Consider the following 26,699-nt stretch of genomic DNA (forward strand, 5'->3'; position numbering starts at 1 on the left):
TTTTCAGACACACCCTAATTGGATCTTGTCATTGGATGCTCAAGATCCACATGTCCCATCAAACTTTCAGATGATTTCCCGTCTACCAGCAGATCGAGAGATTTCACTTCGCTAAACTGGAAAAACGTTTGTTTCAAGGCATCCAGTGCAAACACTTCGCCGCCTGCACCAAGACGTGCCGTATCCGGCATATGGATATCCAGCGTCAGCGCTCCATCTTTAAATTGAACTGATTTCAGCTCAATATCTTTGGACCACAGTGGAACGAACTTATCATCTTTGCTCTGCTGCAGGGACGCGAAAGCTTCTTTATACTTTTCATCTTCTGATGCAAATGTAATTTCAGCTGACGCTTTATGCAGTTCGAGTTCCTCCGGATCGGTATAGAAAACTTCAATGGACTTCTTCTCTTTGCTGTCAGAAGCTGCAGGTTTATCCGTCGATGGCGATTTCGATGTCTCACCAGAAGATGTTGTTCCCTCCGTGCTTCCGTTCGCCGAGTTGGATGGTGTTGTGTTTTCTTCGGAACCAGCAGTTGCAGGATCAGTAATGACCTGACCGTCTACTTCTGTAACGCCGTTCCCTGTCTGTGTCTCTGATCCCGCACCTTGTGTCTGAGTCGGAGCAGCCGTTGGTTTACTTCCACATCCGGCAGCTGCCGCCATTACCGTTACCAGTAAAGCTGCGATCCATATTTTTTTGTTCATTCTAACTCCGCCTCCTCAGCATAAGGGTTGTCCCTTATTGAATTCCCAGATACTCTTTGATTCCAGCAACAATACCTTTGGCTACATTGTTCTGGAAATTTTCTGTAAACAGTATGGCCTCATCACTTTTGTTGCTGAGGAATCCTCCTTCCAGCAGCACTGCAGGCATGGTTGTTTCACGAGTTACATGCAGGCTGGCCATCTTTACACCTCGATCTTTCAGTCCGGAAGACTGCACAAGATACTTATGCATAATGTTAGCCAATTCCTTGCTGACTGAACGGGAATAATAAGTTTCTACCCCCGAAGCCGCCACTGGTCCGCTGTTCGCATGAATCGAGACAAAGATATCTGCATTTATGTTTTGTGCAACCTTCACACGTTCTTTCAATGCGAGAAATGTATCATCGCTGCGGGTTAATACAACGTCGATTTTAGATTCTTTTTTCAAAAGAGCATCTACTTTTAAGGCCATAGCAAGATTGAAATCTTTTTCTCTTTTGCCCGTAACTCCAATCGCTCCAGGGTCCTGGTTACCATGCCCGGCATCAATAACGACAACCTTCTTGCCATTGTTACCGACAGGCGGAGCAGGTGTGCCGTTTTCTTTGTTCAAATCAATCATAACCAGCCCGGAATCGTTTTGTACACTGTATCCTTTGGCACCGGCCAAATCAATGACAAATCGAATGGTAGAAGGGCTGTTACTGAACAACGAATAACGAACTTGGGACACATCTGGATAACCATTTACAACCAGCTGACCATTCTGATTACTGTCCAGTGCATGTCCTTGACCGAATGAATCAGCAAACGCGGTATTAGGCAGGTCAATTACAATTCGATCCGGTCCTGTCATCGTGAAGACGTTCGGCTTTGTACTTCCGCTTGTAGCAATCAAAAAACGGTTGTCACTGAAGCTGATGCCGTTCACCAGTACAAGACCTTCCTGATCTGATCCTCCACCATCACTGCCAGCGTTCGGAGGAGTGGTTGTCCCGTTTCCGGAACCTGAATTCTGGGTAACTAATGTTACCGTCTTTGTGGTATTGTTCCAACCCACCTTAAGACCCATTTGCTCTCCAATGAAACGGAGAGGCACTAATGTCGTACCATTTTTAACGAGGGGCGGGGCATCCAGGTCTACGTTACTGCCGTTCACTGTTGCCGTCTTCTGTCCAACAATCATCTGCATGGCAGTGTTGTCTTTGCTAATCGTCACCGTTTGCGACTGTTGTTTCCAATCTACGGAGTACCCCAGACTCTCGGAAACTACACGAATCGGGACCATCACCTTGCTTTTGATGTTTTCCGCTTTCGCACCCGAAGGCTGTACGATCTCATTCCCGTCTAGGATAATTTTCGTGTCTGCTGCTGCATGACTATAGCCCGGGAAAACGAACCCAAAGACAAATAACAGTACCAAAAAACCGAACTTCTTCATCCTTCACCCCTACCAATCTCATATTTTTTTGCCGCATGCTGCAAGTTTGCAACTTCCACTGAACACTTGGGCATTACCAGACACCTATTAGACGCCTCCCAATCTCAAAAGTTGCGAATATATTCCAACATAACAGAAAAAAAACGTTGTCAGATCAAGCTTTTTTTACATTTTAATGTCTTATTTTTTCCTGATTTATCAAATAAGCATCTTGAAACAACGGGCTTCCCTATCTGCATATTTACGAAAAAAGACTTCTACAAACTTAAATAATCTGCAATTCCGTCAACAATCGCCTGAGCACATTGATCCTGATATGACTCTGAAAGCATAAGTGCCTCATCGGATGGATTACTTAAAAACCCTAATTCAAGCAGCACGGCAGGCATCGCTGTTTCCCGAGTCACATGCAGGCTCGCTACTTTAACTCCGCGGTCCTTAAGTCCTGTAACAGGCAGTACATGTTTGTGAAGTGTCTCGGCAAGAGTCCTGCTTTCTTTACGCGTGTAGAGTGTTTCAATTCCGTTCGGGACAGGAGTTGTAAATTTGTTCCCATGTATCGACACAAACAGATCGGCCTGGTTCAGCTTGGCGATGTCCACTCGCTGCTGCAGTGAGAGTTCCGTATCATCCTGACGTGTTATGACTGTCTGTATGTTCGTATTTTGTTCCAACAGCGCCTTCACTTTAAGCCCTACTGCCAGATTAAAATCTTTCTCATAGGCACCTGTTACGCTGACCGCACCGGACTGACGCCCGCCATGTCCAGGATCAATGACAACGACTGTTTTACCGTCATTTTCCGGCAGTGCAGGTTGGCTGCCCGAAGTTCCGTTTGCAGCTGTGAGATCAACGAGCAGCACATTTTTCTCTCCGAGCGACCAGTTCGCTGCTGCGCTTTGAGTCAAATCGAGAACGACTCGCACGGTGGATGGGGACTGACTGAACATGGCGAATCGCACTTTTGAAACCAAAGAAGAATCGGCCACTTCAATCTGTCCGCTCCCGTCTGGTACAGCGGCTTGTCCGTCCACGAAAGTCTGTGAAAAGGTGGTATCGGGCAGGTCAATGATGATTCGGTCCGGTCCGCTGATGCTGGACACTTTCGGACTGATACTTCCATTTGTCGCCACAATCAAGCGATCGCCGCTGAAGCTGATACTTTGCAATTCGGTCAAACCAGCCGGAGCTGGAGTCACTACCGGATCACTATCGGGCACCGTATCCACAACGGGCGGGATGCTGAACAAACTGACCGTTTTGGTTCCATTGTCCCAGCCGACCCGCAGGCCCATACCTTCACCTACAAAACGCAAAGGCACCAGAGTTGTTCCCTGCTTGATCAGCGGAGGCGCGTCCAGATTGACCACGGTGCCATTAACCGTTGCCGCATCCTTCCCAGCAGTCATTTCAATCGAACTGCCGCCTCGCTGAACGTGCACGGTTTGAGTGGTCTTTTCCCACTTCACGTCATAACCCAGATTTTCGGATACAATTCGAATCGGGACCATAACCGTTTTGCCGATATTCTCCGCCGGTGCACCCGCCTTCTGATCGATGGCGACTCCATCCAGCATGATCGAAGGTGCACGGTCTGCATGAGCCATCACCGGAAAAAGACAAAGGAACAGAAAAAAAACGACTGCTGCCGACCATTTTTTCATACGTCATCCACCATTCTTATTAAGTTATGAAAGTTCGATCTGTGTCCTGCTTCGACGCCTGTTTTACGTTATGTACCTGCCATAATCTACTATCCAGTCTATCAGATATTATCCATTGATCCGGTTACAACGTTGTCATATTTAGTCGTAAAGCCGCATAAAAAAGCCTCCACATCGGAGCCAAGGAAACAAAGTGTTCCTTGGCCGTATGGAGGCCTTATTTAAACTGCTCATCAGCCAAAAAGTTTGGCTGCGTGACGCTGTTCATAAGCGGTAATCTCATCATCATGCTGAAGTGTCAGACCGATATCATCCAGTCCCTGCAGCAGGAATTGACGGCGGTGTTCATCCAAATCAAAATCGATATGCAGTCCGTATGCATCTGTGATCGTTTTATTTTCCAGATTCACATTCAGCTCGTATTTCTCATGATTTGCTGTGCGCTGGAACAGATCTTCGACCTGCTCTTCCGACAGCTTGATTGGCAGAATACCGTTTTTGAAACAGTTGTTATAGAAGATATCCGCAAATGATGGTGCAATGACACAACGGAATCCATAGTCCATGATCGCCCAAGGCGCATGCTCACGTGAAGAACCGCAGCCAAAGTTAGCACGAGAAATCAGAACCGAAGCCCCTTGATAACGAGGTTTATTCATTTCGAAGGAAGGATTGTTATTCCCCTCTTCATCAAAACGCCATTCGTAGAACAAAAATTGTCCAAATCCGGTACGTTCAATCCGTTTCAAAAATTGTTTCGGGATAATTGCGTCTGTATCTACATTGACCCGGTCTACCGGTGCAACGATGCCCTGCAGTGTTTTAAATGCTTCCATATTATCTGTTCTCCCTTCTGGCCGTTCTCAAGTTAGATAACCGCTTCTGTTTTGAAATTCCAGTCACGTACGTCTACAAAATGTCCCTTAACCGCTGCTGCCGCTGCCATTGCTGGCGAAACCAGATGCGTACGTCCACCGCGGCCTTGACGACCTTCAAAGTTACGGTTGGAAGTCGATGCGCAGCGCTGTCCTGGCTGCAGTACGTCTGGATTCATCGCGAGACACATGCTGCATCCAGCGTCACGCCATTCAAAACCGGCTTCCGTGAAGATTTTGTCCAGACCTTCTTTTTCTGCCTGAATTTTAACACGCCCGGAGCCAGGTACGACAATAGCAGTGACATTACTTGAAACCGTGTGCCCTTTAGCAACTTTTGCTGCTGCACGAAGATCCTCAATCCGCCCGTTTGTGCAGGAACCGATAAAGACATAATCCACCGGAATTTCGGAGATTGGCGTTCCTGGAGTGAGTCCCATATATTCTAGAGCCTTCTCAGCAGCTTTACGTTCATTTTCAGTAGGCAGCTCTGCAGGTACAGGAACTTTCGAAGAAATATCTGTTCCCATCCCCGGGCTTGTGCCCCAAGTTACTTGCGGAATCAAGGACTCCACATCAATCTCAACGACGCGATCAAACTCCGCGCCTTCATCTGTTACAAGCTCTTTCCAAGCTGCAACAGCTTCGTCGAACTTCGCACCCGCTGGCACGTATTCGCGTCCACGCAAATATTCAAACGTCGTTTCGTCTGGTGCGATCATACCCGCTCTTGCTCCGCCTTCAATAGACATGTTGCATACCGTCATACGCTCTTCCATGCTCAGTTCACGGATAGACTCACCTGTGTACTCGATAACATAACCTGTTGCAAAATCTGTGCCATACTTGGCAATAACCGCAAGAATCATATCTTTTGCCGTTACCCCCGGATTGCGTTTGCCGACAAAGCGAACTTCCATCGTTTTGGCTTTCGCCTGCTGCAAACATTGAGTAGCCATTACGTGTTCCACTTCACTTGTTCCGATACCAAATGCCAGTGCACCAAACGCGCCGTGCGTGGATGTGTGGCTGTCGCCGCATACAATCGTTTTACCCGGATGAGTCAGGCCCAGCTCAGGTCCCATAACGTGTACAACGCCTTGATCGATCGTGTCCAGATCATACAGTTTCACACCGAAATCACGGCAGTTCTGAGATAGGGTGTCAATTTGCTGTTTGGAGATCGGATCTGTAATGTTGAAACGATCCTTCGTTGGCACGTTGTGGTCCATTGTTGCAAATGTCAGCTCTGGACGGCGTACTTTACGACCGCTCAGACGAAGTCCTTCAAACGCCTGCGGGGATGTTACTTCATGCACCAGATGCAGATCAATATACAGGATGCTTGGTTTTCCTTCTTCCTGATGAATCACATGGTTTTCCCAAATTTTCTCAAACATCGTTTTTTTACTCATCATTTTCACCTCATCATAAGTTCGGTCCTTGGAAGAGCCTCGTGTATCCGTCTAAAAAGTGAAGCTCTTGAATGACATTAATATATCACCCCGTCCTTCATTGTTCCAAGATATAATATCTATAGATGTAATAGGTTAAACCTATAATAAGACAAACAGCAATAAACCACTGCTGCACACAGAGGTTTTGATTGATAACAATTATCATTATCATATAATTCTTATAGTAGATGTATGCATCCGCCATGTCAATGCTTTGAACCATTCTTTTATAAATATGGAGTGAAAACGTAGGTTCTGCGGGTTAAATCACGACTTTTTCCGCTTTAATGATATAATAATGTTATCGATGAAAGGAATGACATGTACAAATGGAATTCAGACAACTTCAATATACGCTGCAGATTGCAGCCGAACGGAACTTTTCACGGGCCGCGGAGAAACTGCACATTGCCCAGCCATCCCTCAGTCAGCAGCTGTCCAAGTTGGAAAAGGAACTGGGCGTACTGCTGTTTCAACGGAATACGAGCACGGTTGAGCTGACTCACGCAGGCGTTACTTTTGTGGAGCAGGCCCAGAAGATTGTGGATGCCATGGAACTGCTGCGCCAGGAGATGTCGGATATTTCACAGCTTCGAAAAGGCAAGGTTGTGGTAGGCAGTATGCCGATCACCGGCTCTCATCTGCTGCCGCATGTACTCCCGGCCTTTCAGCAAGCCTACCCTGATATTGAGGTTACACTGCTTGAGGACTCCGGTATTACACTTGAAAAATTAACCGCCAGCGGCAAAGCTGATCTCAGCCTGCTTTCTCTACCTCTGCAGGAACCCAGTTTATCTTACGTTAAAATTGGCGAGGAGCGCATTGATTTGGCTGTACCGCCCAATCACCCTTTGGCCCAGCGGGGAACACCAGGTCATCTGGAACCTGTACGTATAGATGAACTTCGCGATGAACCCTTTGTTGTACTAAAAAAAGGACAGGGCTTCCGCAAGCTGACATTTGATCTCTGCGAACAGGCTGGCTTTGACCCTCAGGTTGTTTTTGAGAGCACCAACATTGAAACCCTGCAATCGCTGGTAGCCACAGGCATGGGTATCACCTTGGTTCCCCGGTTTATCGCCCGTGCGCCGCGCAGTGAATTCGTTCCTGTTTATGTTCCCCTTGCCGATCCGGCTCCGAGCCGTACCCTCGTTGTTGCTTACCGTCAAGGGAGAGTACTTTCCAAAGCAGCAGAAGCCTTCATCAAAACATTTCAACAAACCGTGACCGAACTGTCCAAGGCTGATATGGTATCGGGATAACCCCTTCAACGATGAATCAGCGTCATAGAAGTTTCACAACCAATGCGAAAAAGCTGTCCGCACCCCTTTCGCGGTTCAGAACTGCTTATCGATGTCAGTCTATAAACAATCAAAGAGGCCAGTCGTTTCCGACTGGCCTCTTTGATTAACCTGAATGCTGCATTGCAACAACAAATACTTAACCGCGTGACTGCATTCCAGAACTTTGCCTGGAACATCACTCTTCATAGAACTTCTTCTACGTTGAAAGTGTTCACGCCAGTCATGATCATACGTCAAACTTATCTTTCGAAGCAGTGCAGCGTCTCTTGTTCCAGTACACTGTTGCTTGTCCATTTTTAGCTTGGATCATTCTTTTGACTTCGTCAACTTGCAAAACATCATCTTATTTAAAATGTCTGATTCGACCTCTGCATACTGCACAGAAACTTTGTCATTCAATTTGATTACAGCTTCACTTCGTGGTATTCCCTACACTATCCTGATTTGAACAAATATCGTTCTAAACCTTACCTTCGCAAATTCCGATCACTTGTCAGCCTGTTCTGTTGATCCATGGTACGGCCTTCATCCTCTACCGTTTCAGGGGGTGATAAGCCTCCTGTCCCATTCTCTAAGAATGCTCTCAAATGATCTACCCTTCTGTTACCTTGTTCCAGTCTCCTGAGCGTATCTTTCACATGGTTGTCCATTGATTGATCATCCTCCTTGGTGACGGGATAGTTATTATTACCCGCCTCCTGGAGCGATAAACAGTTTATACAAAAATTCTATCTTTTTTGTTATCTTTTTAAAGATTTCATTTAAAATAAATACTTGGTCGGCGATCCTCAAACACGGGAATACGGCCGCGGACTTCATCCACCAGCGCTGGACGGATCACTCCAGATACGATTTCTTCTCCTTCGCCGCCTTCAGACACAATCTCACCCCATGGGTCGATAATCAGAGAGTGACCAAAAAATTCAGTATCTCCCCCTGTGCCAACGCGGTTACAAGCAATGACATACATCTGGTTTTCGATAGCCCGAGCGGTCAGCAGTGTGCGCCAGTGATGCAGACGCGGATTTGGCCATTCAGCTGGCACAATAAGTGCACGCGCACCATTTAGAGCAAGTGTTCGCGCTAGTTCCGGGAAACGAATGTCATAACAGATTGATGCCCCGGCAGTCAGACCATTGCCTAGCTCAAACATTTCAGGCTGTACACCTGGCTCCAAATATTTCTCCTCATCCATCAGTTGGAACAAGTGAAGTTTATCGTAACGCGATACCTCTTCACCTTCCTCATTGTAGACATACATTGTATTGTAAATCTGTCCGTCACGCTTCTCGGCAATAGAGCCGCCAATGATCGAGATATGATGTTTTTTGGCAAAAGCAGACAGCCACTTTCTAGATGTGACACCTTCCACGTCAGCAAGTTCATGAATTTGCGACAATGCATATCCGGTGTTCCACATCTCGGGAAGCACAGCCAGCTTCACATCCGGATACTGCTGCACTGCACGTTCCAGCAGCATCTGCATATGTTTATGGTTAGCTTCCGGATCTCCCAGCTTAATATCACCTTGAATCAAGGCAACCCGCATTTCTCCTTGTTGTCCAGTCATGACCCAACACTCCTCCGAACCGTAATACTTGATATCATAGCTTGATCCCCTGAAAATTCGCAACCTGTATTAATGCAAATGTCCAACTAGCAATTCAGGCAGCCTGTCCAACAGCCGATCACACGTCTGGGCATCCCCTGAATTCCAGAGCAATTCGTCCAAATGGTACACACGACCTCTTTTTACAGCTGCAAGCGTTCGCCACGCTGGACTTTGTATCAACGTATCTGTGGCCTGCCGCGCAGCTGGCTCCTGAGGCAGCATGAGGAAAAGATGGTCTCCAGCATACTCCTGAACGGTTTCGGCCGAAATTTCTTTATATGCTCTTCCCGCTTCGAGTGCTTCCTGCACTTTATGAACCGGTCTGAAGCCAAGCGGGTGATATAGGAAAGGCGCAAGTCCTATGTTCCCCATCACAAACAATCGTTCTCCGCGATGGTATGTGAGCACAGAGGCTGTTTCACCCTGTTGAATCACCCGGCCAATCTTCTCCCACATCCGTACTGTACGCTTCTCATACAAGCTGAGCCATCGTTTGACCTGTAACTGTCTGCCAAACCAGCTTCCGGCTCTGGTCACACGCTCCGTAAGAGATGCATGAGAATTGTAAGCCAGTGTAGGTGCAATACATGATAATTGTTCATACAGATGCTGATCTCCACTATCCACAATGATTAGATCCGGCTCCAGACGAGCGGCTCTTTCGACATTAATTGTAGTAACTGCCTCAGCCCTCTGATCTTCAAGCAGACGAATACCCAATACTTGCAAGTCTCCCGAAGTGTGACCCAAATAGATCACTCGTTCCGGATTTGAAGGAATAAGTACATCATGCCCGAGCCAATCCTGGACCAGCGTCTGCTGCTGAATCGATCGGTCATACTGTCGTGGGGATAATCCGGTAATCTGACGAAAACGTCTGCTGAAATAATACTCATCTTTGAATCCGACACGACCCGCAATATCACGCAAAGGATCATCCGTCGTGCGCAGCCATTCTTTGGCATGCTGGATACGCACATGATTAACATAATCAAGCGGTTTATGTCCTGTTCGCCGTCTGAACATTGTCGTGTATGCAGCAGAACGAATGCCGGCCATAGCGGCAAGCTTCTGGACGGAAATCTCTTCGGAGTAATGCTCATCGATGTACTGAATGGTACTGGCTAATCCGGATTCCTGAGACGGCTCTGTATCCGTTGACGAGTAAAGTGTAATAATCCGTTCCATCCAGTGTTGGAACAAAGTGTTCAAGTGACTGTACTCAGCGTCGTTTCTATAACTCCGTGCCTCATATAATTCTTTAAGTTCCCCGTTGAAAGAGGGAGACCCAGGACCGTTTAATTGATTCCGTTTTGGGAACAAGGGCCCTGCATACTTCAGCATATGAGTTGATAACCATTGGAACACATCATATTTCACAATCGTATATGCTAATTCTTTTGAATTTCTGTGTTCAAGCTGGTATGCCTCATCGGGGGAAATCGGATAGATACATCCTGCAGCAAATGGCCAGTGTTCCTTTCCAATGAATAAGCACGCTTCCCCTTCTTCACAGATTAAAAATGTATGTTTATCACACTGTACCTCAAGCATAATCTGATCCGATATTTCGATTCGCTGCTGTATATGATTCAGCCGAAACATGAAAGCCGAGAAGAATAACTCATCACCATTCATATCTATTGTCTTCATATAAATCCACCTCTTGGTGCCTGGTATTCAATGAGAATTATTATCACTAAAGTCTTCTATGAATTTATTATAGTCGAGTGCTGTTTACTGTTCCAGATCCATTTGTGTTAACTCCCTGACCGGAAGACGCATGCTTAGCTGGGACCACAGAGTATAAAAGCGCTCAACAAAAGTTGAACGCTCTCTGTATATTTCATTCATTTGAAATCTCGTCCAGTACAATTGGAGTCTGAAGATTCGTTATCCTGGTATCCGCCGCGTATGATCATTCCTTAGTAAATCATCTGTTTTGGCAGCTCTTTCAGCAGCCATTCTCTCGACATTGCATCACCTGAAGCTTTGACAATATCCAAGCGATACACTCTGCCAGCTTTAACTGCAGGCAGGTTTTTCCATACGGAACTGTTTAGTAATTCACTGGTCGACTTTCTCGCGTCATCCGTTACAGGGTCAAGGACGAATATCCGATCCCCTGCAATTTCTGTCATCTTCTCCATAGAAATCTCGGCGAATCCCATCTCATCGTCCAGTAACTTCTGAACTTCAGGTGTAGGCTTCAGGCCATCTTTGCCATATAACAGCTGAGGCAGTCCCGCTCCAGCCATTACAAAAAGACGATTTCCCGGATACATCGTAAATACCGATGCCGTCTCTCCTTCTTTCAAACCATTCTGATGAAGCTGCTTCCACATGTCCTCTGCAGCTTTTTTGTTCGCAATAATCCATTCTTCAGCCTCTTGTTTCTTGTTTAACAAATCGCCCAGAGTTCTCAACCGATCCTCCAGTGGTGCAAATGAATTAAAGGTTACCGTAGGTGCAATCTTCGAAATCTGATCGTACTGAGCCTCATCGCTATTCGAGAAAATAATCAAATCCGGGTTCAGCCCGAGCACTTTCTCTACACTTATAGGAAATCCTACATCTGTCGCATCAGCGACCTGATCATCAAATACCATACCCTCCTGCCGGAGTATGCCTACCGGAATAACGCCAAGCGCGACCAAATCCCCGGTCACTTCTCCATGATAGATTACACGTTCAGGATTGACAGGCACGGTCACATTATGACCTGTCCAATCTTTGAACTGCTTTGTCTGCACTGTTTTCCCCTCATCGGCCGCAAGCTGCTTCCCATTGTCGGTGCCTCCTCCTGCCTGGTTTATCGCTGAAGCAGTTTGATTTTCCGGCCCTGCTGGTGCTGTTGTCTGATTTCCACATGCGAGCAGCAGAACAGATAAAGCTGTGGCCGTCAATACAACTGCCGTATTTCGGAATTTGTCTTGGAATTTGTTTTGGAACTTGCTTTGCATCTCTATTTCTCCCCCTGTTAGATGTGCTTCTGATTTTTGAATAACAATGATATTGATTATCATTATCGTAAAATATCTTAAACTATCGTTTTTCCGATCTCAATGGACAAACTTGAATGATCCAATTCTCTTTTGTACAAAATGTCCTGTCTCACTTCTATCTCCCTCTATACAGCTCGGGATTGGCGTGATAAATTAATGAGAACGTTTTGCCATAAATGAATATCCGGAGTGATAAATACGATGACGAATTCAGAACATAGACCTGCTTCTTCAGCCTTTCCAATCCCGTCTGCACATGTCATGTCTCAGCTGCCAACGCAATTTTTTGCAACCCTTGTTCAAAATGTGAACCGTGAGATTGCAAGCGGTCATGATGTCATCAATCTGGGGCAGGGTAATCCCGATACTCCTACACCACCGCATATTATTCAATCCTTACAGCAGTCAGCTGAGAATCCGCTTTATCATAAATACTCTCCGTTTCGCGGGTATGCCTTTCTAAAGGAAGCTGCTGCCAAGCGCTACAAAGAAGATTACAACGTTGACTTGGATCCCGAGACCGAAATCGCGATTCTTTTTGGTGGTAAAACCGGTCTGGTTCAATTACCGCAAGTCTTATTGAATCCCGGGGATGTATGTCTGGTTCCCGATCCCGGGTATCCCGATTATTGGTCTGGTGTTGCTCTCGCACAGGCGCGTATGAGCTTTATGCCTCTACTGCAAGGCAACGCATTTCTGCCCGATTACGAAGCGATCTCTGCCGATGACCGGCAAAAGGCCAAGCTGATGTTCCTGAACTATCCAAATAATCCGACTTCAGCTGCGGCTCCGCTATCCTTCTATGAGGACACTGTAGAATTCGCAATGCAGCATAAGATTGTCGTTGCCAGTGATTTTGCATACGGTGCCATCGGATATGACGGGCATCGTCCGGTCAGCTTTTTACAAGCCCCGGGAGCCAAAGAGGTTGGCGTCGAATTTTATACATTATCCAAAACATATAATATGGCCGGATGGCGTGTTGGATTCGCACTGGGAAATGCTGAGATCATCTCTAAAATCAATCTGCTGCAGGATCATATTTATGTCAGCCTTTTTGGTGGTATCCAGGCTGCCGCGGCAGAAGCTCTGACCGGCCCGCAGGATTGCGTGACTTCGCTGGTTGCGCGGTATGAATCCCGCCGAAATGCGTTCTATGATGCCCTTTCCGACATCGGTTGGAAAGCATCTAAGCCGGAAGGTTCATTTTTTGGCTGGCTGCCTGTGCCTGACGGTTATACATCTGCTGGTTTGACGGACATATTGCTGCGAGAAGCAAAGGTTGCTGTCGCGCCTGGGATCGGTTTTGGCTCCCATGGGGAAGGTTATGTACGTGTAGGTCTTCTGAGTGATGAGCACCGGCTGCGTGAAGCGGCAGAGCGAATAGGCAAGCTTCATCTGTTCAAGTAAGCCTCGAGGTTTCTTCTGGCAAACACGTGAATACAATCCCTTTGCATATGCCAAGTTTCCATGGTATGTTATAAGAAATAATGAGAACGAAACGTGATGACGGGACCAGTAAGAGAGAACCAGCTGCGCACAGAGAGTAAATTCCATCTGGCTGCAAGAATTTACCGCGGCTTCTCTCCGAAACCTACCCCTGAGCGGCCTGTTGTGAACAGGACAGTGCCTTCTGTTACAGGGCATGAAGCCGGATGATCTGATCATCAATAAAGGTGGTACCGCGGAAGTAACGAACTTTCGTCCTTTTTTACCAAAGGATGAGAGTTTTTTTTGTACCTGAATAGGCTGCTTCATCATCGCTGATTAACTATGTTTAAGGAAGTGAAATCATGACCTCACGTATTGTCGTTAAAATCGGGAGCAGCTCATTGACAACCGAAGAAGGCGGTTTGGATCGTCGGGCAATCTCATTTTTTGCAGATGAAATTGCCTCCCTGTCAGCACAGGGCCATGAAGTGCTGCTCGTTACATCCGGTGCAGTTGCCGCCGGATTTCGGGAGATTGGATACCCGCAGCGTCCCAAACCGTTACATGAGAAACAAGCAGCTGCCGCTGTCGGTCAGGCTCTGCTGATGCAGGCATATCAACAGGCTTTTGCAGCGCACCGCGTTACTACGGCACAAATCCTATTAACTCGTACTGACTTTCACAGCCGCAAGCGGATGGGAAATGCAGGCATGACTGTAGAAGAACTGCTGAAACAGCGTGTCATTCCGATTTTTAACGAAAATGATACCGTGTCTGTTGACGAATTGAAATTTGGCGATAACGATCTGCTATCTGCATTGGTCGCCAACCTGGTCAAGGCACAGCACCTTGTTATTGTCACAGATACCAATGGATTGTACACAGCAGATCCACGCAAAGATCCGGCGGCCAAACGCTATGATCGTATCCCTGAAATCACAGCCGAGATATACGCGTATGCGGGGGGCTCGGGATCATCTGTGGGTACAGGCGGGATGCGCTCCAAGGTCGATGCAGCCAAAGTGGCTACACGCGGAGGCGTACCCGTATTTGTCGGAAGTGTAAAAGAACCTGGGGATCTGCAGCTGGCGGTCGATGGAACAGGCAAAGGCACGTATTTTGAAACAAAACTGGCTTCTCTCTCCCGTAAAAAGCAGTGGCTCGGCTTTATGTCCACTCCACTCGGTACGGTCGTTGTGGATCAGGGCGCCGAAGAAGCATTGGTTCATGGCGGTCACAGTCTGCTTCCTGTAGGCGTGAAGCGTGTACTGGGAACCTTCCATGCCGGAGACGTAGTCGAAGTACAGGGTCCAGATGAAACGCTCCTGGGTCGCGGTATCGTCAATTATGATGATGATCAGCTTCGTCAGATCGCAGGCCTGCCGAGCGGTGAGGTTATGAAACAGCTGAACAGCATCCATAGGCTTGAAGTGATTCATCGGGATGAATGGATTACCTTAAAATAACAACTTTTATATTTAATTTTAGAGGAGGAATTCAAAATGAGTGAAGTGCGAGAAAAAGCCGGCAGAGCCAAATCTGTCGTGAACGAACTGAACCGACTGACTACCGAACAGAAAAACGCTGCACTGCGCGTTATGGCTGACGCCTTGATTGCAGCCTCTGATGCCATCATTTCCGCCAATGCAGAAGATTTGGATCGCGGCAGAGAACAAGGGACGCCCGAATCGATGCTCGACCGGCTTGCATTGAACAAAGAACGTATAGCAGGTATTGCCGAAGGCCTGCGGCAAATTGCAGAACTTCCTGATCCAGTCGGCGAAGTGCTCGAAACTTTTACACGTCCCAATGGTCTGCATATCGAAAAATTAAGAGTGCCTATCGGCCTGATCGGCATTATCTATGAAGCTCGTCCTAATGTAACGGTTGATGCAGCAGGACTTTGCCTTAAAACAGGCAATGCAGTGCTGCTGCGCGGCGGTTCTTCTGCGCTGTCCTCCAATCGGAAAATTGTCGAGGTGCTGCATCAGGCACTTGCAGCAACCGCTATGCCTGCGGATGCACTGCAGCTTGTGGAAGACGCAGACCGTGCATCTGTTGACGAAATGCTCAAACTGAACGGTCTGCTGGATGTCATCATTCCGCGCGGCGGTGCATCTCTTATCCGTACTGTCGTCGCCAACGCAACGGTACCCGTCATCGAAACGGGTGCTGGCATCTGTCATACGTATGTCGATGAGTCGGCGGATGATGTGATGGCCGCAGACATCGCGATCAATGCCAAGGCACAGCGCCCATCGGTATGTAATTCCATGGAAACCCTGCTGCTGCATGAAGCGTATGCGGCAAAACATCTCCCATCACTGGCCGAGCGTTTCCGTGAAGCAAATGTGGTTCTTAAAGGCTGTGAAAACGTTCGCCGCCTTGTTCCGACAGCGCTTGAAGCATCAGAGGAAGATTATGCAACCGAGTATAACGATTATATTTTGAACATTCGCATTGTGAACGATCTGGATGAAGCACTGCAGCATATTGCACACTATGGAACCAAACACTCCGAATGTATCGTAACCCGGGACACAGCTCATGCTGAACGCTTTATGCATGAAGTCGATGCAGCAGCTGTCTATCACAATGCCTCGACTCGTTTCACTGACGGATTTGAGTTCGGGTACGGTGCGGAGATCGGAATCAGTACACAAAAACTTCATGCACGCGGTCCGATGGGACTGCCTGCGTTAACCTCCAGTAAATACCGGATTACGGGTAACGGCCAGATTCGTCAATAATATTAGAAACACCAGTTATTTAGGAGGAACGATAATTATGAGCCAAGAGCAGCAGACATTATTACAGCAAAAGATTACTTTCCACGGGGCAGGCGCGATGGCTGAAGCCATCGTGCGTGGACTCATTTCCCGTCTTGTCGTTCGTCCTCAGGATATTACCATGCTGAATCGCAGCAATCTGAAACGGCAGGAGGAGCTCGGCACCCGCTACGCTGTTCATACCGGAACGGCTTCACAATCGCTGGATCTTCTTGCCGCATCCCCGGTTATTGTACTGTGTATGAAACCAAAAGATGCCGCAGCCGCGCTGCGTGAACTGGGGCCGCTGTTGTCTAAGGACCAGCTGATCGTATCCGTTATTGCCGGACTGTCCATTCGTACGATGCAGAGTCTGCTCGGACGCAAACAGCCGATTGCAAGAACGATGCCTAATACGTCCAGTACGATCGGACTTGGAGCAACCGGACTTGCTTTCTCTGCAGAGATTACGGATGAACAGCGCAGTACAGTCATGACACTTTTTGAAGCTGTAGGAATCGTAACCATCGTACCGGAAGATAAACTCGAAGTGCTTACCGGGATATCCGGCAGCGGCCCAGCTTATGTGTACTATCTGATGGAAGCCATGATTGCAGCCGGAATTCGCGGCGGTTTGTCCAGCCAGCAGTCTCGTGATCTAACCGTGCAGACCGTACTCGGTGCTGCACGCATGGTGCAGCAGACTGGTCTTGAACCGATGAAACTTCGCAGTGATGTCACCTCCCCAGGAGGTGCAACGCAGGCTGCTCTCAAAACGCTGGATGAAGGTGACTTCTTTGAAAATGTGATTGCAGCCGTGAACCGCTGTGCAGAGCGCTCGCGTGAGATGGGAGCTGCATTGGAAGGAGATTTAAAACATGAATAATATGTGTACCGCCACATATCGTCTGCATGATGATCATGCTGATTTTCACAAAAAGGCCCAATCCATCGCCATCGGCATGACTGTAGGCAGCTGGACCGAGCTTCCTCAGGCGCAGCGTGATGCGATGCAGAAGCACTTGGGCGAAGTACTCAAGGTTGAGGTTAAGGAAGCCAACGACTCGCCTTCTGGCGAGCGTTACGCAGACATTACCATTGGTTATCCGGATATCAACTTTAGCCGGGATATCCCTGCGCTGCTGGTGACCGTCTTCGGCAAAATCTCGATGGATGGACGAATCAAACTGCAGCATCTTGGTTTCTCGGATAGCTTCCTGCGCGCATTCCCTGGACCTAAGTTTGGCCTGAACGGTGTTCGTGACCTGCTTGGCGTGCATGACCGGCCGCTGCTCATGAGTATTTTTAAATCCGTCATCGGACTTAATGCTGATGAACTGCGTGAACAATTTATTCGTCAGGCCCTTGGCGGAGTTGATCTCATCAAGGATGATGAAATTTTGTTTGAGAACAAACTGACTCCGATCGAAAAAAGAGTTGAGGTCTGTATGAAGGCAGCCGAGCAGGCTCGCCAGGAAACAGGCAAAAAGCTTCTGTATGCAGCCAATCTGACGGGTCCTACCTCCCGATTAAAGCAGCAGGCTGAACGCGCAATTGGTGCAGGAGCTAACGCACTGCTCTTTAATGTACTGTCCTACGGTTATGATGTACTGCATGAACTAAGCAGTGATCCCGATATCAACGTGCCGATTATGGCTCACCCGGCACTCGCTGGTGCATTGTACCCTTCGCCGCATTACGGTATTGCTGCCTCCGTGGTATTGGGACAGCTGATGCGCCTCGCTGGTGCTGATCTTGTGCTCTTCCCTTCACCTTATGGCTCTGTCACTATGCCGAAGGAAGAAAACATGGCGATCACAGAGCAGCTGCTTACACCGCACCTGCCGGTAAGAACAAGCATGCCTGTACCATCTGCCGGCATTCATCCAGGGCTTGTGCCGATGATTCTAAGAGACTTTGGCAAAGATGTGATCGTCAATGCCGGGGGCGGGATTCATGGACATCCAATGGGAACCGAGGCAGGCGGACGTGCTTTTCTGCAGGCGATTGAAGCCGCAGGACGCTCCATTCCACTCGCCCAATACGCAGCCGATCATCCAGAACTGAAAAGCGCACTGGATCTATGGGGTGGCGAGCGATGAGAAGTCATAAAAAAACAGCGATCTTTTGTGACTTTGACGGAACGATTACACTCTCCGACAACATCGTTGCGATCATGAAACACTTTAAACCTGAAGGCATTGATGCCATTATGAAAGATACTATTGAACAAAAGGTTTCTCTGCGTGAAGGTGTCGGCGCGATGTTTGCGCTGCTGCCCTCGTCGCAAAAAGACGAGATTGTTGAATTTGTACTTGGACAAGCGGGTATTCGCGAAGGGTTTGCTGCATTTTTGGAATATGTTCGAAGTGAAGGCATTGAATTTAATGTAACCAGCGGCGGCATGGACTTTTTCATTGAGCCGTTACTCGCTCCTTTTGATATTCCCCAGGATCATGTGTACTGCAACGGCGCAGACTTCTCAGGCGAATACATTCGCATTGAATGGCCTCATCCCTGTCAGCCACCTTGTGAGAACGGCTGCGGGATGTGTAAGACGACCGTAATTCGAACATTCCCTGAAAACGAATATAACCGCATTCTCATCGGAGACAGTCTGACAGACTTTGAAGGTGCTAAAATAGCGGACCTGGTCTATTCTCGCTCAATCCTGACGGATAAGTGCGTGGAACTCGGTGTGGATCATGTACCTTTCACAACCTTTTATGACATCATCGAAGATATGAAGCAGAAGCAATCACAAGGAGTGCTGTAGACATGGGTTTTGAAAAGATTACACTTGAACATAAACGCCAGGTTCTTGAAGAACTGGCTGATGTCAAAGCATTGTTCGCGAGCCGAAACTGGTTTCCGGGGACAAGCGGCAATCTGTCGATGCGGGTGGGGGAGTTTGACCCGGAACAGTTTTATTTCGCAGTTACCGCCTCAGGCAAAGACAAGTCTCTTCGCACGCCCGAAGATTTCCTTTTTGTTGATAAAGAAGGCAAAGCGATTGAAGCCACTACCTTGAAACCCAGCGCCGAAACGCTGATTCACTGTGAAATTTATCGGTTGACCGGCTGCGGCGCAGTGTTTCATGTGCATACCGTATATAACAATCTGATCAGCGAATTTTTCGGTGATCAGGGCCATGTGCCGATTCAAGGAATCGAATTGATCAAGGCCTTTAACATTTGGGAGGAAAATGCGGCCATTCGTGTACCTGTGCTGCCGAACTTTGCACATATTCCTTCCATCGCTGAACTTGTGCCAGGTGCGCTGGACGCAAGTGTTCCTGGAATTCTGCTCCGCAACCATGGAATCTATGCATGGGGCAGGGATGCATTTGAAGCAAAACGTCACCTGGAAGCCTTTGAATTTTTGTTTGAGGTGATGTACCGCCAGCTGCTGCTGAAAGGTGCATCGAAGTAACACGCTGCGGTTGGATCAGACTGCGTACTTCAATGATTCAGCGTGAATTTAATAAAAATATAGAAAAACACACCTATGGCTGTTGGTCAGCCCGGTGTGTTTTTAATTTAGAAATAACTTTGGAAATGATTTTTGGGAACCATGATAAACATTACGATTTTTTATCCTGATCCTTGAACAGGAACAAACTCTCCAATTCGTCATCCTTCGTGCCGCTGGTACTTGACAAGCCGGTACCCGCTGCTGTCTGACGCTTATTCCCTAATAACAGCTTCACCCCACCAAAGATCAGAAGCAGTGAAACAATCACTGTATTTAAATGGGAACGTATCTCATATGTCAGGAACACGTTCGGGAACAGCTCATTCAGCTGCGGAATAATCAGGCGAATCGTTAAATAGTACAGGCCGAGAGCTGCAATCCCGAATCCGATTAAACGCTGGTGACGGACCCAGTCTTTGAATATAGGCTGATCACTCAGCGGTTCTCGTCCATAACGACTGGAACACTGAAGTCCATCGAAAAAGCTGTAGAACCAGATCAGCGGAATCATAAACAGAAATACAGACAAGCGAAGCAGATCCAGTATATAGATACTCCCTAAGAAAAGAAACATCAGCTGCAGGCCTCTCTTCTGCAGACCGAGATACATATGTCCTGCTCCCGGAAAAGCGGAAAGCAGTGTCGCCAGCACTTTGCTGCGCCGACCCATGATTTTGCCTGTTTCCAGCTCTTCGAACAACGTTCGATCCTGCAGCACTTCACCTGCCTGCTTGCGATGTACATGCTGGACCGCATCAAACATGCAGTATACCCAGATCACAGGCAGAATGAGAAGAAACATTAAAAATACAGATTCGTTCGTAATGGCGGATACAAAAACCATCATCGCAAATGATCCAAAAAACGCGATCAGGAAGGACAAACCGCGGTGAAGCAATCCAAGATGCATATGCCCAAGACCGGGTACGAAAGAAAGCAAAATGGTAAAGAATCGTTCCCCTTCACTGCCTTTTTGGTACATCGGCTGAGGCTGAGTATAGGCATCGCGGGGATATCCGGTATATCCAGGCTGACCCTGTCCATCCTGATGATGCATGTCTTCCTCCGTTCGCGATTCCAGCGGTGACTGCCTGACATCATAAGCTCCCTGGTTGACCTGTCCCTGCCGCGGATCGGGAGGACCATAATAGATGCCCGGCGCGCTGTAATACGTTTCTTGGACTGGCTGGGCGGAAAGCAGCACAATGATCATGTCCAGCATACTCAGACACCAGAAAAAGATGACGCCTAACAGGCCGACAATTAATAAATCTTTCTCGTGGGTCAGAAAGGCCAGCATAAAAAAACCAATGCCCGTTCCGAAAAATAACAACGGGTAAACGACAGCCCGGACAGTACGCCGCCAATATAGAAATCCCAGTCCGGGAAACAGGTTTAATAAAAATGCAAGTAGTTTATTACGATCTGAATGCACAGTCGTCATTCCTTTCTGTATCAGGCCCTATACAAACAACCATTCAAGGTTTGGGCTTGAAGTTATCGAGCCATGAGGCAGCTGCCTCGGTCCATTTCTCAGTAAACGAGCCTGCTGCGTCGCCTTCTTGGAATTTATGATAAGGAGCTACCTTGTCAAACAGTCCGGAAGAAAGAAAAATCAATGTCAAACAGGCTGCTACGGCGTAATGAAATGTTCTGTGCTCAAACCATCGGCGGTTTCTTCCACCACGGGACTTACGTGCTTTGCCTGCAGTAGGCAGATTCTCGATTCGGTTCATCACGGTATCGGTAAAGTTAACCGGATTCGTTAATTCAGGGTAGTCCTGCTTCAACCCCAAAGCTTCGAGATAGTGCTGCATCGCATCGGGTTCATGAAGAAGAAACTGCTCCATCCGAACGGCTTCTCTTTCAGTGAGTCGACCCTCGATATAATCACTCCACTGCCGAACAGTGTATACCTCATTTGTACTCACGCCACTCCTCCTCCTTCCAATGATTTCGAATCCACTGCCTGGCTCGGTATAACCTTGACTCAACCGTTTTTACAGCAACCTGGGCCTCATGAGCAATTTGTTCATAATTTTTCTCACTCAGATAATACGCGGTGATGATATCCCGATGCTGGGGAGGCAGCTGGTCGATTTTTTTGCGAAGAATCTCCTGCCGTTCTTTGCGAATAACACGGGATAGAACGTCTTCATCCCGCCCAGGCAGGTTCACGATCTTTTCTTCTCCGCCCAAATCTTCAGCACTTCTTCTGCCCAGCCTGCGTTTGGCATCGATGGCCTTATGAAAGGCAATCCGGGTTATCCACGTTTTGAAACCTTCGGACCGGTAATCGGGGAGAGATTTGTAGATCTGAATGAACGCCTCCTGAGCAGCATCTTGTGCATCCTGGTCATTACGCAGTACAGAATACGCAACATGATAAACATGCTGACTGTATTTGTCGATCAGAACACGCATCTTGGATGTATCTCCTTGACGGATTTGTTCAATTATTAGCGCTTCATCAATAACTCTCCCCTCCTCTCCACTTAAATAGACGACAGCTGGTCAGCTGACCCCTGCACGAATGTTTAATTTTTTTATAATAACATACCTATACATCATGAAAGGACCCGGTTGTATTAGGATAATGATGACATCAAAAAAAACAGGCACAGAATGATTTCTGGCCTGTTTCTCTTATTAACGTCCCCCATTACGGAAACGCTGCGTATACGCTTTGGCATCCTGCACATTTTTAACCCGATTCCTGCTCCACTCCAGCAGGATTCGATCAATATACCGGAAGTGCACTTTTCCTGCAAAAACAGCTTCCTTCAAAGCCATTAGAATCAGCTCTTCCTGATAACGGTCCTGATCCAGCCAGCTGGATATGGTCTCACATTCCATTGGCGAAAGAGGCCGGCCAAATTCTTTTTCAAAAATAGAGAACATATTTCGTTCTTCCTCTTCTTTTTGAACACTGTTCGAATCTGGACGTGAAGTATTCCTTTTCTGCTGCTCCGACCGGATATGCGCTGCTTCTTCCGCAGTACACACAGCCAGCTTGGCATATAAACCGTTCAGGTCATACCGCTCATACTGAATATCCCGTTCTTCGTCACGATGTTCATCGATGGTAATATAACCGTCCCGCATCAGCCGCTGCAGCATTCTCGCAATGCCTTCGGGAGCAAGTCCCATCCGTAACGCAAGCTCTTCAAGCGTTGGAAATTCGTTGAATTCTGCCTGACGGAATCCCAGCAGCTGGATCAGAAGCAGTACCTCTGTATCGGATAAACCCAGCTGATGATAAAAACGTAATAAAGCATACGGCACCCACGCTGTGCCTGCGGCCATACCATAGGCTGCACCACTTAACCATGCTTTGGAGGACATGTCTTCCATATGCTCTTTGCCGTTCAGCATTAAGGGTACAGGCGATAGAGCATACGAGGGAATGCGATGGTCTCACGAACATGGTCAAGTCCACAGATCCAAGCTACCGTCCGCTCCAATCCCAGACCGAAACCGGAGTGAGGAACCGATCCGTATTTACGCAGATCCAAGTACCACTGGTACGCTTCATCCGAAAGGTTGTGCTCTTCAAAACGCTGCTGCATCAATTCCGGATCATCGATACGCTGTGAACCACCAATAATCTCACCATAACCTTCTGGTGCAATCATGTCGGCACACAGAACAACTTCAGGGCGATTCGGATCCGGTTTCATATAAAATGCTTTGATTCCAGCCGGATAGTGGGTGATAAATACAGGCGTGTTGTATTTCTCGGCAATCGCTGTTTCATGCGGCGCACCAAAGTCTTCTCCCCAAGGAATGTCAAAACCTTGTCCATTCAGGAACTCAATCGCTTCGTCATACGTAATACGCGGGAACGGAGCCGTGATGCCTTCCAGTTTGGAAACATCACGTCCGATGGATTCCAGTTCGGCGCGGCAATTTTTCACCACAGATTGAACGACATGTGCGATAAATTTCTCTTGTACGCGCAGACTTTCTTCATGGTCGACAAATGCCATCTCCGGCTCGATCATCCAGAACTCAATCAGGTGACGGCGTGTTTTGGATTTCTCTGCACGGAATGTTGGACCGAAGGAGTAGACTTTACCCAGAGCCATGGCTGCGGCTTCCATATACAGCTGTCCACTTTGCGTCAGATACGCATCTTCATCAAAATACTTAATATGGAACAGGTTGGTCGTTCCTTCAGCAGATGAAGGTGTCAAGATCGGCGGGTCCACCTGCGTGAATCCGTTACCATCAAAAAACTGCTGAACCGCGCGGATAATCTCTGCACGTATCACCATTACGGCCCGCTGCTTGGTAGAACGAAGCCACAGATGGCGATGATCCATCAAGAAATCAACACCGTGTTCTTTCGGTGTAATCGGATAGTTTTCCGTGAGGTGAATGATTTGCACGCCGGTAACCGTCATCTCATATCCGGAAGCACTGCGCGGCTCTTCACGGATAATACCTGTCACATAGACAGAACTTTCCTGTGTCAGGCTTTTGGCATCATTCCAGATGTCTTCGCTAACTTCACTCTTTACAACAACACCCTGAATATATCCGGTTCCATCCCGCAGCTGCAAAAACTGAATTTTACCGCTGGAACGCTTGTTGTTAATCCAGGCGCCGATCGTTACGGTTTCACCCACATGCTCATTCACATTACGAATTACACAATTCGTATCCATGCCCATATCTCCCCTTGGTTCCATAAATTTGAAAATGCAGCGGACAGGTTCGACCCTGTCCTCTGCACTTCCTTGTCATCCTGTATTTACTTTACAGTTAGATTACTTAGAATTCAATACGATTCGGTGGGTATCACGTGCAATGACCAATTCTTCGTTCGTTGGTACTACGAGTACGTCCACTTTTGAATTTTCAGTTGTAATGCGGCGCGGTTCACCGGAACGAATGGCATTCAGTGCCTCATCCAGTTCTACACCAAGGTATGTCAGCTGCTCACATACTTTTTGGCGAAGAACGACGGAGTTTTCACCCACACCTGCTGTGAATACGATCACGTCTACACCGTTCATTGCGGCAGCATAAGAACCGATGTATTTACGAAGGCGGTATTCATACATTTCGAATGCAAGCGTAGAGTTCGGCTCGCCTTTTTCCATGCCTTCCGTAATCTCTCGCATATCACTGCTGATCCCGGAGATCGCCAGAAGCCCGCTGTGTTTGTTCAGCATGGAATTCACTTCGCTTACGCTCAGTTCTTCCTTGTTCATCACATAAGGTACGATAGCAGGATCAAGGTCACCGCTGCGTGTTCCCATCATCAGGCCTTCGAGCGGAGTCATCCCCATCGATGTATCCACAGATACGCCGCCTTTAACTGCAGTCACACTACCGCCGTTACCGACGTGACAAGTGATGATTTTCAAGTCTTCTACCGGACGACCAAGGTACTCGGCAGCTGTTTTGCTTACGTAGTCATGGGACGTACCATGCGCGCCATAACGACGGACTTTATATTTTTTGTAAAGTACGCGTGGAATAGCATACAGGTACGCATGCTCAGGCATCGTTTGGTGGAATGCAGTATCAAATACCATAACCTGAGGCACACCCGGCATATTCAATTCGGCCGCACGGATCCCCATCATCGCTGCGGGGTTGTGAAGCGGAGCCAGGTCGAACAAACGACGGATTTCAGCTTTGGCAGCGTCATCCACCAGCGCTGACTCTTTAAATGCTTCACCACCATGTACCACACGGTGTCCGACAGCTTGAATTTCGCTAACGGAATCCAGTACACCATTCTCTTTATGCGTCAGAATATCGATGACTTTGCGGATCGCAGTCGTATGCTCCAAAATTTCACTAACTTCCGTGACTTCTTCGCGGCCAGTCGGTTTATGTGTCAGAATGGAAGAATCCATCCCGATTCGTTCAACCAAACCTTTTGCAAGTACAGATTCATCTTCCATATTATACAATTGATATTTGAGCGAGGAACTTCCCGCGTTAATTACGAGTACTTTCACAGCCGGTCACCATCCTTGTCGTACTTGAAGAATCCTTCTCCTGATTTCACGCCCAGATGACCTGCGCGCACCATTTTCTTCAGGACAATGGAAGGACGATATTTCAATTCTCCGAATTCACGGAACATTCTTTCAAGAGCTGCTTCAACGGAATCCAGTCCGAAGCGATCAGCCATCTCAAGCGGCCCGTGCTGGAAGTTGTATCCGATACGCATTGCATCATCAATGTCTTCAGCTGAAGCTACACCTTCTTGCAGTACGTGAAGCGCCTCGTTGATCAGCAGGCAGATCAGACGTGAAGTCACAAATCCAGGGGATTCATAGATCATAACGCCTTTTTTGTCTACCACTTCTTCAACAAAGCGGCGAGTTTCTTCGAATGTAGTATCCGACGTTTTCAATCCGCGAATAATCTCTACAAGATCAACCCGGGATACCGGGTGAATAAAGTGCATACCAATAACACGCTCTGGATACTTGGTCGAGCTTGCAAGCTCGGTCAAACTCAGCGTGGACGTATTACTTGCCAGAATAACATTGCTTGGACATACTTGATCCAATTGGTTAAAGACCGCCTTTTTCGCTTCGAGATCCTCCGAGATTGTCTCAATGACCATATCACAAGAGCCCAGTTCAGCGAGGTGTCCTACTTTGGTAATCCGGGAAAGGATCAATTTTTTCTCCGCTTTGGTAATTGCCCATTTCTCAAGCTGCTTATCGAGATTTGTTTCAATCATGTTATACGCATGATCCAGCTTTTGTGTGGTATGCTCCACGAGAAGCACATCAAGTCCTTTGGCTGCGAGCATTTGGGAAATTCCTTGCCCCATCGTGCCGCCGCCGACAACTCCTATTTTTTTGAAAAACATGGTTCTGCTCCATCCTTTCGGTTCTCTATTTCTCTATTGTACCCTGTTCGCCGAAAATTACAAATTTCGACCCAACAACTAATAATATCTTAGCACGAGTGAAATGTAAAA

At 47.6% G+C, this 26,699-nt stretch carries 23 protein-coding genes and 1 other annotated feature; of the genes, 8 read left to right on the forward strand and 15 right to left on the reverse strand.

Annotated elements, in window-relative coordinates:
• Positions 1-14: 14 nt before the first annotated feature.
• From MKY97_RS17705 to leuC, 5 genes are all read right to left on the reverse strand, one after another.
• Positions 15-707 (reverse strand): GerMN domain-containing protein, encoded by a 693-nt coding sequence (locus MKY97_RS17705; RefSeq protein ID WP_342551644.1) that lies wholly within the window; start codon positions 705-707, stop codon positions 15-17.
• Positions 708-741: 34 nt separating this feature from the next.
• Complete coding sequence (locus MKY97_RS17710; RefSeq protein ID WP_342551645.1) at positions 742-2,151, reverse strand: N-acetylmuramoyl-L-alanine amidase family protein; 1,410 nt, start codon at positions 2,149-2,151, stop codon at positions 742-744.
• 257 nt (positions 2,152-2,408) lie between these two features.
• Positions 2,409-3,815: an N-acetylmuramoyl-L-alanine amidase family protein gene (locus MKY97_RS17715; RefSeq protein ID WP_342551646.1), complete on the reverse strand. Its 1,407-nt coding sequence runs from the start codon at positions 3,813-3,815 to the stop codon at positions 2,409-2,411.
• 233 nt (positions 3,816-4,048) lie between these two features.
• Positions 4,049-4,651: a 3-isopropylmalate dehydratase small subunit gene (gene leuD / locus MKY97_RS17720; protein ID WP_342551647.1), complete on the reverse strand. Its 603-nt coding sequence runs from the start codon at positions 4,649-4,651 to the stop codon at positions 4,049-4,051.
• Positions 4,652-4,683: 32 nt separating this feature from the next.
• Positions 4,684-6,105 carry a 3-isopropylmalate dehydratase large subunit gene (gene leuC / locus MKY97_RS17725; protein WP_342556375.1) on the reverse strand — a complete coding sequence of 474 codons (1,422 nt, stop codon included), beginning with the start codon at positions 6,103-6,105 and terminating at the stop codon, positions 4,684-4,686.
• A gap of 371 nt (positions 6,106-6,476) precedes the next feature.
• Between leuC and MKY97_RS17730 the strand changes: the two genes are divergently transcribed.
• Complete coding sequence (locus tag MKY97_RS17730) at positions 6,477-7,409, forward strand: LysR family transcriptional regulator (RefSeq protein ID WP_342551648.1); 933 nt, start codon at positions 6,477-6,479, stop codon at positions 7,407-7,409.
• A gap of 799 nt (positions 7,410-8,208) precedes the next feature.
• On the opposite strand, the gene MKY97_RS17735 is transcribed toward MKY97_RS17730, so the two are convergent.
• The 3 genes from MKY97_RS17735 to MKY97_RS17745 form a co-directional block, all read right to left on the reverse strand.
• Positions 8,209-9,021, reverse strand: a complete 813-nt coding sequence (locus MKY97_RS17735; protein WP_342551649.1) for a carbon-nitrogen family hydrolase — start codon at positions 9,019-9,021, stop codon at positions 8,209-8,211.
• A gap of 69 nt (positions 9,022-9,090) precedes the next feature.
• A complete protein-coding gene (locus MKY97_RS17740; RefSeq protein ID WP_342551650.1) occupies positions 9,091-10,716 on the reverse strand; it encodes an AraC family transcriptional regulator in 1,626 nt (541 codons plus the stop codon).
• Between the two features lie 272 nt (positions 10,717-10,988).
• The gene (locus tag MKY97_RS17745) at positions 10,989-12,026 is read right to left on the reverse strand and encodes an ABC transporter substrate-binding protein (protein WP_342551651.1); all 1,038 of its coding nucleotides are present in this window, start codon (positions 12,024-12,026) and stop codon (positions 10,989-10,991) included.
• A gap of 243 nt (positions 12,027-12,269) precedes the next feature.
• On the opposite strand from MKY97_RS17745, the gene MKY97_RS17750 reads away from it, so the two are divergent.
• From MKY97_RS17750 to MKY97_RS17780, 7 genes are all read left to right on the forward strand, one after another.
• Complete coding sequence (locus tag MKY97_RS17750; protein ID WP_342551652.1) at positions 12,270-13,478, forward strand: pyridoxal phosphate-dependent aminotransferase; 1,209 nt, start codon at positions 12,270-12,272, stop codon at positions 13,476-13,478.
• 87 nt (positions 13,479-13,565) lie between these two features.
• Positions 13,566-13,780 (forward strand) — a binding site (T-box leader).
• An 81-nt stretch (positions 13,781-13,861) separates the two neighbouring features.
• On the forward strand, positions 13,862-14,965 hold the full coding sequence (proB, locus tag MKY97_RS17755) for a glutamate 5-kinase (protein ID WP_342551653.1): 1,104 nt from the start codon (positions 13,862-13,864) through the stop codon (positions 14,963-14,965).
• A gap of 36 nt (positions 14,966-15,001) precedes the next feature.
• The gene (locus tag MKY97_RS17760) at positions 15,002-16,249 is read left to right on the forward strand and encodes a glutamate-5-semialdehyde dehydrogenase (protein ID WP_342551654.1); all 1,248 of its coding nucleotides are present in this window, start codon (positions 15,002-15,004) and stop codon (positions 16,247-16,249) included.
• A 37-nt stretch (positions 16,250-16,286) separates the two neighbouring features.
• Positions 16,287-17,153 carry a pyrroline-5-carboxylate reductase gene (proC, locus tag MKY97_RS17765; RefSeq protein ID WP_342551655.1) on the forward strand — a complete coding sequence of 289 codons (867 nt, stop codon included), beginning with the start codon at positions 16,287-16,289 and terminating at the stop codon, positions 17,151-17,153.
• Positions 17,146-18,369: a 2,3-diketo-5-methylthiopentyl-1-phosphate enolase gene (locus MKY97_RS17770; protein ID WP_342551656.1), complete on the forward strand. Its 1,224-nt coding sequence runs from the start codon at positions 17,146-17,148 to the stop codon at positions 18,367-18,369. Before proC ends, MKY97_RS17770 begins: the two co-directional genes overlap by 8 nt.
• Positions 18,366-19,043 (forward strand): 2-hydroxy-3-keto-5-methylthiopentenyl-1-phosphate phosphatase, encoded by a 678-nt coding sequence (locus MKY97_RS17775; RefSeq protein ID WP_342551657.1) that lies wholly within the window; start codon positions 18,366-18,368, stop codon positions 19,041-19,043. Before MKY97_RS17770 ends, MKY97_RS17775 begins: the two co-directional genes overlap by 4 nt.
• A gap of 2 nt (positions 19,044-19,045) precedes the next feature.
• Positions 19,046-19,699: a methylthioribulose 1-phosphate dehydratase gene (locus MKY97_RS17780; RefSeq protein ID WP_342551658.1), complete on the forward strand. Its 654-nt coding sequence runs from the start codon at positions 19,046-19,048 to the stop codon at positions 19,697-19,699.
• A gap of 151 nt (positions 19,700-19,850) precedes the next feature.
• On the opposite strand, the gene MKY97_RS17785 is transcribed toward MKY97_RS17780, so the two are convergent.
• From MKY97_RS17785 to MKY97_RS17815, 7 genes are all read right to left on the reverse strand, one after another.
• On the reverse strand, positions 19,851-21,185 hold the full coding sequence (locus tag MKY97_RS17785) for a multi-tm2 domain protein (RefSeq protein WP_342551659.1): 1,335 nt from the start codon (positions 21,183-21,185) through the stop codon (positions 19,851-19,853).
• Positions 21,186-21,219: 34 nt separating this feature from the next.
• Positions 21,220-21,672 (reverse strand): hypothetical protein, encoded by a 453-nt coding sequence (locus tag MKY97_RS17790; protein ID WP_342551660.1) that lies wholly within the window; start codon positions 21,670-21,672, stop codon positions 21,220-21,222.
• A complete protein-coding gene (locus MKY97_RS17795; RefSeq protein ID WP_342551661.1) occupies positions 21,659-22,165 on the reverse strand; it encodes a sigma-70 family RNA polymerase sigma factor in 507 nt (168 codons plus the stop codon). Before MKY97_RS17795 ends, MKY97_RS17790 begins: the two co-directional genes overlap by 14 nt.
• 225 nt (positions 22,166-22,390) lie before the next feature.
• On the reverse strand, positions 22,391-23,095 hold the full coding sequence (locus tag MKY97_RS17800) for a DnaD domain-containing protein (protein WP_342551662.1): 705 nt from the start codon (positions 23,093-23,095) through the stop codon (positions 22,391-22,393).
• 20 nt (positions 23,096-23,115) lie between these two features.
• Entirely contained in the window at positions 23,116-24,411 is a 1,296-nt protein-coding gene (asnS, locus tag MKY97_RS17805; protein ID WP_145331706.1) for an asparagine--tRNA ligase, read from the reverse strand.
• Positions 24,412-24,513: 102 nt separating this feature from the next.
• Positions 24,514-25,719, reverse strand: a complete 1,206-nt coding sequence (locus MKY97_RS17810) for an acetate kinase (protein WP_342551663.1) — start codon at positions 25,717-25,719, stop codon at positions 24,514-24,516.
• Entirely contained in the window at positions 25,716-26,588 is an 873-nt protein-coding gene (locus MKY97_RS17815; protein ID WP_342551664.1) for a 3-hydroxyacyl-CoA dehydrogenase NAD-binding domain-containing protein, read from the reverse strand. Before MKY97_RS17815 ends, MKY97_RS17810 begins: the two co-directional genes overlap by 4 nt.
• Positions 26,589-26,699: the final 111 nt, after the last annotated feature.

The organism is Paenibacillus sp. FSL R7-0652 (assembly GCF_038595045.1).
Lineage (GTDB): Bacteria > Bacillota > Bacilli > Paenibacillales > Paenibacillaceae > Paenibacillus.